Annotated in this window: 10 protein-coding genes; all 10 read left to right on the top strand. The window is 66.9% G+C overall.

Features of this window, described 5'->3' with window-relative positions:
• Positions 1 to 504, top strand: a 504-nt coding sequence (locus tag A5756_RS10560; RefSeq protein ID WP_197505762.1) for an MCE family protein, incomplete at its 5' end; no start/stop codon positions are given.
• Complete coding sequence (locus A5756_RS10555; RefSeq protein ID WP_066951882.1) at positions 501 to 1,541, top strand: virulence factor Mce family protein; 1,041 nt, start codon at positions 501 to 503, stop codon at positions 1,539 to 1,541. The genes A5756_RS10560 and A5756_RS10555, both read left to right, overlap by 4 nt.
• The gene (locus A5756_RS10550) at positions 1,538 to 3,130 is read left to right on the top strand and encodes a virulence factor Mce family protein (RefSeq protein WP_066951879.1); all 1,593 of its coding nucleotides are present in this window, start codon (positions 1,538 to 1,540) and stop codon (positions 3,128 to 3,130) included. The genes A5756_RS10555 and A5756_RS10550 overlap by 4 nt, the downstream gene beginning before the upstream one ends.
• Positions 3,127 to 4,740: a virulence factor Mce family protein gene (locus A5756_RS10545; RefSeq protein ID WP_066951875.1), complete on the top strand. Its 1,614-nt coding sequence runs from the start codon at positions 3,127 to 3,129 to the stop codon at positions 4,738 to 4,740. Before A5756_RS10550 ends, A5756_RS10545 begins: the two co-directional genes overlap by 4 nt.
• Before the next feature lie 35 nt (positions 4,741 to 4,775).
• The gene (locus A5756_RS10540) at positions 4,776 to 5,927 is read left to right on the top strand and encodes a virulence factor Mce family protein (RefSeq protein WP_066951872.1); all 1,152 of its coding nucleotides are present in this window, start codon (positions 4,776 to 4,778) and stop codon (positions 5,925 to 5,927) included.
• The gene (locus tag A5756_RS10535) at positions 5,921 to 7,471 is read left to right on the top strand and encodes a virulence factor Mce family protein (RefSeq protein WP_066951869.1); all 1,551 of its coding nucleotides are present in this window, start codon (positions 5,921 to 5,923) and stop codon (positions 7,469 to 7,471) included. Before A5756_RS10540 ends, A5756_RS10535 begins: the two co-directional genes overlap by 7 nt.
• On the top strand, positions 7,441 to 8,280 hold the full coding sequence (locus A5756_RS10530; protein ID WP_066951866.1) for an Mce protein: 840 nt from the start codon (positions 7,441 to 7,443) through the stop codon (positions 8,278 to 8,280). The genes A5756_RS10535 and A5756_RS10530 overlap by 31 nt, the downstream gene beginning before the upstream one ends.
• A complete protein-coding gene (locus tag A5756_RS10525; protein WP_066951863.1) occupies positions 8,277 to 9,248 on the top strand; it encodes an RDD family protein in 972 nt (323 codons plus the stop codon). The genes A5756_RS10530 and A5756_RS10525 overlap by 4 nt, the downstream gene beginning before the upstream one ends.
• Positions 9,245 to 9,799 (top strand): mammalian cell entry protein, encoded by a 555-nt coding sequence (locus tag A5756_RS10520; RefSeq protein ID WP_066951860.1) that lies wholly within the window; start codon positions 9,245 to 9,247, stop codon positions 9,797 to 9,799. Before A5756_RS10525 ends, A5756_RS10520 begins: the two co-directional genes overlap by 4 nt.
• The gene (locus A5756_RS10515) at positions 9,766 to 10,476 is read left to right on the top strand and encodes a mammalian cell entry protein (protein WP_066951858.1); all 711 of its coding nucleotides are present in this window, start codon (positions 9,766 to 9,768) and stop codon (positions 10,474 to 10,476) included. The genes A5756_RS10520 and A5756_RS10515 overlap by 34 nt, the downstream gene beginning before the upstream one ends.
• Positions 10,477 to 10,487: the final 11 nt, after the last annotated feature.

Here is a 10,487-nt window from a genome sequence, read left to right as displayed (position 1 = left end):
TTCAACCGGGGCGGCCCGTACCTGGCGCGCGGCGCCCAGGACCTGGTGCCCACGGCCCAGCTGCTGGACACCTACAGTCCGGAGCTGTTCTGCACGCTGCGCAACTACCACGACATCGAGCCCAAGGCGTCCTCGTTCCTGGGCGGCAACGGCTACTCGCTGAACGCCCACACCGAGGCGCTGTCGGGGCTCGGGTTGCTGGCCAACCCGGTCTCGGCGGTGGTCACGCTCGCCAGCCTGGTTGGCGGGCTGGCCGGGCTCGTCGGCGGCGCGCCGAACCCGTACACCTACCCGGAAAACCTGCCGCGGGTGAACGCGCGCGGCGGGCCGGGGGGCGCCCCCGGTTGCTGGCAGCAGATCACCCACGACCTGTGGCCCGCGCCCGAATTGGTGATAGATAGCGGCAACAGCCTCGCGCCGTACAACCACCTCGACACCGGATCCCCATACGCCATCGAGTACGTCTGGGGCCGCCAAGTAGGGGATAACACGATCAACCCATGAAAATCTCCGGAACAATCGTCAGGCTCAGCATCTTCTCGTTCGTGCTGCTGGTCTTCACTGTGATGATCGTCGTCGTATTCGGGCAGATGCGGTTTGACCGCACGAACGGCTACTCCGCGGAGTTCACCAACGTCAGCGGGTTGCGGGCCGGCCAGTTCGTCCGCGCCTCCGGCGTCGAGATCGGCAAGGTCAGTTCCGTGAAGGTTGTCGACGGCGGCAAGCGCGCGCGGGTGGAATTCAACATCGACCGCTCGGTGCCGCTGTACCAGTCGACGACGGCGCAGATCCGGTACCTCGACCTGATCGGTAACCGCTACCTGGAGCTCAAGCGCGGCGAGGGTGAGGCCGCCGAGAAGGTCCTGCCGCCAGGCGGTTTCATCCCAATGTCGCGGACCTCGCCGGCGCTCGACCTGGACGCCCTGATCGGTGGTTTCAAACCGCTGTTCCGGGCGCTGGACCCGCAGAAGGTGAACACCATCGCGACGTCGCTGATCACCGTGTTCCAGGGTCAGGGCGGCACCATCAACGACATCCTCGACCAGACCGCGCAGCTGACCAACCAGCTGGGTGAGCGGGACCAGGCGATCGGCGAGGTCATCAAGAACCTGAACATCGTGCTGGACACCACGGTTCGCCACCGACAGCAGTTCGACCAGACGGTCAACAACCTCGAGGTCCTCATCACCGGACTGAAGGACCACGGTGACCAGCTGGCGGGCGGCACCGCGCACATCAGCAACGCGGCCGGGACGGTCGCCGACCTGCTCGCCGAGGACCGCGGGCTGCTGCACAGCACCCTCAACTATCTGGATGCGGTCCAGCAGCCGCTCATCGACCAACGCGATCAGCTGAACGACTTCCTGAAGAAGGTGCCCACGGCGTTGAACATGATCGGGCGCGCCATCGGCTCCTACGGCGACTTCGTGAACTTCTACGCCTGCGACATCACGCTCAAGATCAACGGGTTGCAGGCCGGCGGCCCGGTCCGTACGGTCCGGCTCTTCCAGCAGCCGACGGGTAGGTGCACGCCGCAATGAGAACACTTGAACCGGAAAACCGGGTTCGCATCGGGCTGATGGGCATCATCGTGACGCTGCTCGTCATCGGCGTCGGTCAAAGCTTCACGAGCGTGCCCATGCTGATGGCCAAACCGCACTACTACGGCCAGTTCACCGATACCGGGGGTATCGCTGTCGGTGACAAAGTGCGAATCGCCGGCGTGGACGTCGGCAAGGTCGAGGCGCTCAATATCGAGGGCGACCACATCCTGGTCAAATTCAATCTCGGCACCGCGACCATCGGCACCGAGAGCCGGCTGGCGATCAAGACCGACACCATCCTCGGGAAGAAGATCCTGGACGTCGAGGCCCGAGGCAATCAGCAACTGAGGCCCGGCGACTCGTTACCGATTGGTCAGAGCACGACGCCCTACCAGATTTACGACGCGTTCTTCGATGTCACCAAGGCGGCCCAGGGCTGGAACATCGACACGGTCAAGGAATCGCTGCACGTGCTGTCGCAGACCATCGACCAGACCTATCCGCATCTGAGCGCGGCGCTCGACGGCGTCGCCAAGTTCTCCGACACGATCGGCAAGCGCGACGAGCAGGTCAAGCACCTGCTCGCCCAGGCCAACCAGGTGGCCAGCGTCCTCGGCGACCGTAGCGAGCAGATCGATCGCCTGCTGGTCAACACGAAGACGCTGCTGGCCGCCTTCAACGAACGCGGCCAGGCCATCAATGCGTTGTTGGCGAACGTCGCCGCCTTCTCCGAACAGGTCAAGGGCTTCATCAACGACAATCCGAACCTCAACCACGTGCTCGAACAGCTGCGCACGGTCAGCGACATCTTGAAGGAGCGCAAGGACGACGTCGCCGCGGGGCTCACCGAGGTCGGCAAGTTCCTGCCGTCGCTGAACGAGGCCATCGCGTCGGGACCGTTCTTCAAGGTGGTTCTGCACAACCTCGCGCTGTACCAGATCATCCAGCCGTGGGTCGACGCCGCCTTCAAGAAGCGCGGCATCGACCCGGAGAACTTCTGGCGCAGCGCCGGCCTGCCCGAATTCCGGTGGCCCGACCCCAACGGCACCCGGTTCCCCAACGGGGCACCGCCTCCGGCACCCCCGGTGCTGGAGGGCACGCCGGAGCACCCGGGGCCGGCCGTCCCGCCGGGATCGCCATGCTCCTACACCCCGGCCAACCCAGGCGGCAACGTCACCGTCGGCGACGAGGGCCTGCCGCGGCCGTGGAATCCGCTGCCTTGCGCCGGTGGTGGCATCGGACCGTTCGGCGGCCCGGGCTTCCCGGCTCCGGTCGACGTGATGACCTCGCCGCCGAACCCGAACGGTCTGCCGCCGACCCCGGGCATCCCGATCGCCGGGCGGCCGGGCGACCCGCCCCCGGACGTCCCGGGGACGCCCGTGCCGCTGCCGCCGCAGGCACCGCCGGGCGCGCGCACCGAGAACCTGGCGCCGGCCGGACCGACGCCGCCGCCGTCGACCTTCGCGCCCGGGTTCCCGCCGGGACCGGCGGCCCCACCCGGGCCGGGGAACCAGCTGCCGGCACCCTTCATCAACCCGGGCGGATCGGGCGGCAGCGGCGCTGCCGGGGGAGGTAGCCAGAATTGAGCACCGCCTTTGATATCCGGAACATCCGACTACCGAAGCTGACCCGGGCGACCGTCATCCTCGGGTCGCTGGTGATCGTGCTGGCCCTGGTCGTCGGGTTCGTTGGCTGGCGGCTCTTTGAGAAGCTGACCAACAACACGGTGGTGGCCTACTTCCCGGCGGCCAACGCGCTCTACCCCGGGGACAAGGTCCAGATCATGGGGTTGCGGGTCGGCGCGATCGACAAGATCGAGCCCGCCGGCGACAAGATGAAGGTCACCTTCCACTACGAGAACAAGTACCGGGTTCCCGCCAACGCCAACGCGGTGATCCTGAACCCGACGCTGGTGGCGTCGCGGGCCATTCAGTTGGAGCCGGCCTACAAGGGCGGGCCGGTGCTGGCCGACAACGCCGTGATTCCCGAGGAGCGCACGCAGGTCCCGGTGGAGTGGGACCAGCTGCGCAACAGCATCACGAACATCATCTCCAAGCTGGGCCCCACGCCCGAGCAGCCGACCGGCCCGTTCGGTGAGGTCATCGAGTCCTACGCCAACGGGCTGGCCGGCAAGGGCAAGGAATTCAACACCACGCTGAGCAACCTGTCGCAGGCGTTGACCGCGTTGAACGAGGGGCGCGGCGACTTCTTCGCGGTGGTGAAGAGCCTGGCGCTGTTCGTCAACGCGCTGCACAAGGACGACCAGCAGTTCGTCGCGCTGAACGAGAACCTGGCGGACTTCACCACGCGGCTCGCGCACAACGACCACGACCTTTCGAACGCGATCGAGCAGTTCGACGGTCTGCTGTCCACCGTGCGCCCGTTCCTGAACAAGAACCGCGAGGTGCTGACCTACGACATCAACAACCTGGCGACGGTGACGAACACGATCCTGCAGCCGGACCCGCTGAACGGGCTGGAGACCGCGCTGCACGTCCTGCCGACGGCCGCGGCGAACATCAACCAGATCTATCACCCGTCGCACGGGTCGGTGGTCGCCATCCCGGCGATCACGAACTTCGCCAACCCGATGCAGTTCATCTGCAGCTCGATCCAGGCGGGCAGCCGGCTCGGGTATCAGGAGTCGGCTGAGCTGTGCGCGCAGTACCTGGCGCCGATCCTCGATGCGATCAAGTTCAACTACCTGCCGTTCGGCGTCAACCTGTTCAGCACCGCCGAGACCCTGCCCAAGGAAGTCGCCTACTCGGAAGATCGGCTGCACCCGCCCAACGGATACAAGGACACCACCGTGCCCGGCATCTGGGTCCCGGACACCCCGACGTCGCACCGCAACACCCAGCCCGGCTGGATCGTCGCGCCTGGGATGCAAGGCCAGCAGGTCGGGCCGATCACCGCGGGTTTGATGACCCCGGACTCGCTGGCCGAGCTCATGGGAGGCCCCAACATCGCGCCCGTCCAGTCGAACCTGCAGACGCCGCCGGGGCCGCCGAACGCGTACGACGAGAACCCGATCGTGCCACCCATCGGCCTGAACGCGCCGGTGCCCATCCAGCCGCCGTCGCCCGGACCGGGCGTGGCCCCGGGTCCGGTGGCCCCGACGCCGGCGCCCGTCGGGGCGCCCGCGCCGAACGCCGGTGGGCCTGCGGTGCCGACTGACTTCGGGGGTGGCCAGTGAGGAGCAAGCCGAACCGACTTCCAGTGAGGCGCGCAATGAGTCTGGTTCGCCGCCGGGCCTGGCAGGCGATGGTCCTGCTGGTGGCCGCGCTGGTGCTGAGCTCGTGCGGCTGGCGCGGGATCTCCAACGTGGCGATTCCGGGTGGCCCGGGCAGCGGCTCCGGCGCCATGACGATCTACGTGCAGGTGCCGGACACCCTGGCGATCAACGGCAACAGCAAGGTGATGGTCGCCGACGTCTTCGTCGGGTCGATCAAGTCCATCCAGTTGAAGAACTGGATCGCCACCCTGACGCTGGGTATCGACAAGAACACCAAGCTGCCCAAGAACGCCATCGCCAAGATCGGTCAGACCTCGCTGCTGGGCTCCCAGCACGTCGAGCTCGCCTCCCCGCCGAACCCGTCGCAAGAACTGCTCAAGAGCGGCGACACCATTCCGCTGAAGAATTCCTCCTCGTATCCCACCACCGAGCAGACCCTGGCCAGCCTCTCGCTGATCCTGCGCGGCGGTGGCATCCCCAACCTGGAGGTGCTGCAGAACGAGGTCTACAACATCTTCAACGGGCGGGGCGAGGCGATCCGGTCGTTCCTCGGCAAGCTGGACACCTTCACCGACCAGGTCAACCAGCAACGCGATGACATCACCCACGCGATCGACTCGACCAACCGGCTGCTCACCTACGTGGGTGCCCGGGCAGACGTCCTCGATCGGGTGCTCACCGACATCCCACCGCTGGTCAAGCATTTCGCCGACACCAAGAACCTGCTGATCAACGCCGTCGACTCGGTGGGACGACTCAGCCAGGCCGCCGACCAGTACCTGTCGGAAGCCCGCGGGCCGCTACACACCGACCTGCAGGCGCTGCAGTGTCCGCTCAAAGAGCTGGGCAAGGGCTCGCCGTATCTGATCGGCGCGCTGAAGCTGATCCTGACGCAGCCGTTTGACATCGACACCGTGCCGAAGATCTTCCGCGGCGACTACATCAACATTTCGCTGACGCTCGACGTGACCTACAGTTCCGTCGACAACGCGTTCCTCACCGGCACCGGATTGTCGGGGGCACTGCGGGCGCTCGAGCAGTCGTTCGGGCGTGACCCCGAGACGATGATCCCCGACGTCCGCTACACGCCGAACCCGAATGACGCGCCCGGTGGGCCACTGGTGGAAAGGGGGGACAGGAATTGCTGACTCCTTTCATCAGACGCCAGTTGATCGCGTTCGGAATCCTGACGGTCATCTCGCTGCTCGTGCTCGGGGTGTACTACCTGCAGATCCCGAGCCTGGTGGGCATCGGCCGATACACGCTGAAGGCCGACCTGCCCGCGTCGGGCGGCCTGTATCCGACGGCGAACGTCACGTATCGCGGCATCACGATCGGCAAGGTCACCGACGTCGAGCCGACCGAGCGGGGCGCCAAAGCGACGATGAGCATCGACAGCCGCTACAAGATCCCGACCGACGCGACGGCCAACGTGCACTCGGTGTCGGCCGTCGGTGAGCAGTACCTGGATCTGGAATCGGCCGGGAACCCGGGCAAGTTCTTGTCGGACGGTCAGACGATCACGAAGGGCACTGTGCCCGCCGAGATCGGGCCGGCGTTGGACACGGCCAACCGCGGGCTCGCCGTGCTGCCCAAGGACAAGATTGCCCAATTGCTCGACGAGACGGCGCAATCCGTGGGTGGATTGGGTCCCGCCCTGCAGCGGCTGGTGGACTCCACGCAGGCGATCGTCGGCGATTTCAAGACCAACATCACCGACGTGAACGACATCATTCAAAACTCGGGCGGGGTGCTGGACAGCCAGGTCAAGTCGGGCGATGCCATCGAACGCTGGGCGCGCAACCTGAACAAATTGGGCGCGCAGTCCGCGCAGGAAGACCAGCACCTGAAAAGCGTGCTGCGCCAGGCGGCGCCGACGGCCGATCAGGTCAACGAGGTGTTCAACGACGTGCGGGATTCGCTGCCCCAGACGCTGGCGAACCTCGAGGTGGTGTTCGACCTGCTCAAGCGTTACCACACCGGCCTGGAACAGGTCCTGGTGTTCCTGCCTCAGGGCGCGTCGATCGCCCAGACGGTGGCCGCGCCGTTCCCCAACATGGCGGCACTGGACCTGGCGTTGTCGATCAACCAGCCGCCCCCGTGTCTGACCGGCTTCATCCCGGCATCGGAGTGGCGGTCGCCGGCTGACACCAGCCTGCAGCCGTTGCCGTCGGGCACCTACTGCAAGATTCCGATGGACACCCCGGCCAACAGCGTGCGCGGTTCGCGCAACATCCCGTGTACGGACATCGAGGGCAAGCGGGCGGCTACCCCCCGGGAATGCCGCGACCCCCACCCGTACGTCCCGGCCGGGACCAACCCCTGGTATGGCGACCCCAACCAGATCGTGACCTGCCCGGCCCCCGCGGCGCGCTGTGACCAGCCGGTGAAACCGGGTCAGGTGATCCCGGCGCCGTCGATCGACACCGGCCTGAACCCGGCGCCCTCGGACCGGGTGTCGGGGACGCCCCCGCCGACCAGCGACCCCTTGTCGCGGCCGGGGTCGGGTACCGTGCAGTGCAACGGCCAGCAGCCCAACCCGTGTGTCTATACCCCCGGTGGACCTCCCGTGGCGGTCTATAGTCCCCAAAGCGGTCAACTGGTAGGGCCAGACGGAGTTAAATACTCCGTCGAAAACTCGGCCAGAACAGGAGACGACGGATGGAAGGAGATGCTGGCGCCAGCCGGCTGAACCCCCCACCCATGCCGAAGTTACGTCGTCTGCGCAGGCGGCGTCCGAGGAGCCAGGACCCGGCGATCGCCGCCGAGCAGACCAATCCCGACGTGACGATTGAGGATTCGGCCGAACCCGAGGACGCCACCGAAGCGACCAGCGCCGACGGGACGGGCTCGATCGACGAAGCGGCGACGGCGGACGAGCCGTCGGCCGACGAGGCGCCCGCGGCGGAACCCGAGGCTGCGACCGAGGAGACCGGTCCCGCGGCCGCCGCCGAGGAGCCGCCGGAACCCGAAGCCGAGCTCGGGGCGGCAGCCGTACGGCGCGAGTCGCGGTTGGGCCGCGGCTGGTTGGCAGGCATCTCGGCGGTGCTCGTGCTCTGTGCCGCGGGCGTCGGCGCCGGTGGATACTTCGCGTTGCGTTACCACCACGAAAGCCAGGTGATAGCCCGCAACGATGCCGCGGCGCTCAAGGCGGCCGTCGATTGCGTTTCGGCGACCCAGGCGCCCGACACCAACGCGATGGCGGCGAGTGAGCAGAAGATCATCGACTGCGGCACCGACGCCTTCCGATCCCAAGCGCTGCTCTACACCAGCATGCTCGTTCAGGCGTATCAGGCCGCCAACGTTCACGTCCAGGTGTCGGACATGCGTGCGGCCGTCGAACGCAACAACCCCGATGGTTCGGTCGAGGTGCTCGTCGCGGTCCGCGTCAAGGTCGCCAACGATCAGACCCAGAACGAAACCGGGTACCGGCTGCGCGTGAAGATGGCGCAGGCGGAAGGGCAGTACAAGATAGCGAAGCTCGACCAGGTGACGAAGTGACGGTGGTGGTCGAGAAGCCACCGGCCACGGCCGTCCAGGAGTCCCCGCGGAAGGCGTTGGCGCCCTGGCATATTCGCGCCGGCGCGCTCGCCGTCGACGTCCTGCCCGGTACCGCGGTGGTGGCGACGATGGCGCTGGCCGGTTTCACCGTGCCGCCCGGCGGCGTGTGGTGGTGGCTGTGCATCGCGGTCATCGGGGTCGTCGTCCTGCTCGTCTTGGTGAACCGGCTGCTGCTGCCGACAGTCACCGGCTGGAGCGTGGGGCGGGCGCTGTTCGGCATCGCGGTGGTGCGGCGCAACGGCGAACCCATCGGACCGTGGGGGCTGCTGCTGCGGGACCTGGCGCACCTGCTCGACACCGTATCGGTGGTGGGATGGCTTTGGCCGCTGTGGGATTCGGGGCGCCGCACCTTCGCCGACATGCTGCTGCGCACCGAAGCGCGGCGCCGGGAATCGGCCGAGCCGGCGTTCGACGTTCGGCGGTGGACGACGGTGGTGGTGCTGGGCGCGGCGGGACTTTGCCTCGCGGGTGCGGTGATGAGCTATGCGGCGGTGTTCTCCCGGGATCGGGCCACCGACCAAACGCGGGCACAGCTCGACACGCAGGGCCCGAAGATCGTCGCGCAGATGCTGACCTACGACCCGAAATCGTTGCACGACGATTTCAATCGCGCCCTGTCGTTGGCGACCGACAAATACCGGAAGCAGCTGTCCGACCAGCAGGACATGGTGCAGAAGGGCAACCCGGTCATCAACGAGTACTGGGTGACCGACCACGCGATCCAGTCCGCGTCGCCCGATCGGGCGACAATGCTGATGTTCATGCAGGGGCGGCGCGGCGCGGCGCCCGATGAACGCTACATCTCCGCCACCGTTCGGGTGACTTTCGTCAAAGACGGCGGCGGCCGTTGGCTCGTCGACGATCTCACGGTGCTCACCAAGCCCAAACCGCCCGGGAGTGGAAAATGAGCCCCCGCCGCAAGTTTCAGCCGGGCGAGGAGCCGCTGCTGGTCGCGCACCCGGTGCCGCCGGGGCGACCGTGGGGTCTGCCGCTGGCCACCGCCCTCGCCGCGCTCGTCATGACGGTCGCGATCACGGTGTGCACCCTGATGCTCATCAACCATCAAAGCCGAGAGCGCGCCGCGTCGAAGAATCGCGAGGTGCTCAGCTACGTGACCGGCTTCATGACGCAGTTCACCTCCATCGATCCCTTCCATGCCAACGACTACGTGATGCGGGTACTCGCCCAGGCGACCGGCGACTTCGCCAAGGAGTACCGCGACAAGGCGAACGAGATCTTGCTGCAGGTGGCCCGGGCCGAACCGGCCACCGGCACCGTCCTGGACGCGGGGGTGGAGCGATGGAACGACGACGGCAGCGCCACCGTCATCGTGGCCACCTCGGTCAGCTCGAAATCGCCGGACGGTAAACAAGTTTGGGAAAACGCCAATCGGTGGACGGCGACCACCACGCAGGAAGGAAGCCAGTGGAAGATCAGCAACCTGCAGCAGGTGATCTAGCCGCCGACGGGAGCGCCGCCGCAGAGGAGGCGGCGACCGAGGAGCGCGCCGAGTCGGTGGATGCCGACAAAGACTCCTCTGCCGCAGCGGAATCCACGACCGACGACGCCGAAGCCGAGCCGGCCGAGACGCAGCCCGCCGGTCGCAAACGGCGCAAATGGCTGGCCGGTAAGCGGCTGGCCATCACCGTCGTCGTGGCCGCCTTGCTGTTCGTCGGGTCGGCGGCCTTCGCCGGCGCGGCGGTGCAGCCGTATCTGAGCGATCGGGCCGCCGCGGCGACGAAACTCAAAGTGGCGCGAACGGCGGCCGACGCGATCACCACCCTGTGGACGTACACGCCGGAGAACATGGACACCCTCGCCGACCGCGCGTCTCGCTACCTCAGTGGGGATTTCGAGGCGCAGTACCGTAAGTTCGTCGACGCCATCGTGGCCCCCAACAAGCAGGCCAAGATCACCAACCACACCGATGTCACCGGCGCGGCGGTCGAGACGATCGACGACGCCAATGCGGCTGTCATCGTGTACACCAACACCACGTCCACCAGCCCGCTGACCAAGAACGTGCCGTCGCTGAAGTACCTGTCCTACCGGCTGTTCCTGAAGCGCGTGAAGAGCCGCTGGCTGGTGACCAGGATGACCACGATCACGTCGCTGGATTTGACGCCGCACGTCTAACGCGGTCTGCT

This window comes from Mycobacterium sp. 852002-53434_SCH5985345 (assembly GCF_001667155.1).
Classification (GTDB): domain Bacteria; phylum Actinomycetota; class Actinomycetes; order Mycobacteriales; family Mycobacteriaceae; genus Mycobacterium.
Note: the sequence above shows the minus strand (reverse complement) of the source record. Positions and strands in the feature narration are given on the sequence as shown.

Bases quoted from the DNA above. Each gene is read 5' to 3' on its own strand.
- A5756_RS10555 (WP_066951882.1), top strand. From the start codon at position 501: ATGAAAATCTCCGGAACAATCGTCAGGCTCAGCATCTTCTCGTTCGTG.
- A5756_RS10550 (WP_066951879.1), top strand. From the start codon at position 1,538: ATGAGAACACTTGAACCGGAAAACCGGGTTCGCATCGGGCTGATGGGC.
- A5756_RS10540 (WP_066951872.1), top strand. From the start codon at position 4,776: ATGAGTCTGGTTCGCCGCCGGGCCTGGCAGGCGATGGTCCTGCTGGTG.
- A5756_RS10530 (WP_066951866.1), top strand. From the start codon at position 7,441: ATGGAAGGAGATGCTGGCGCCAGCCGGCTGAACCCCCCACCCATGCCG.
- A5756_RS10520 (WP_066951860.1), top strand. From the start codon at position 9,245: ATGAGCCCCCGCCGCAAGTTTCAGCCGGGCGAGGAGCCGCTGCTGGTC.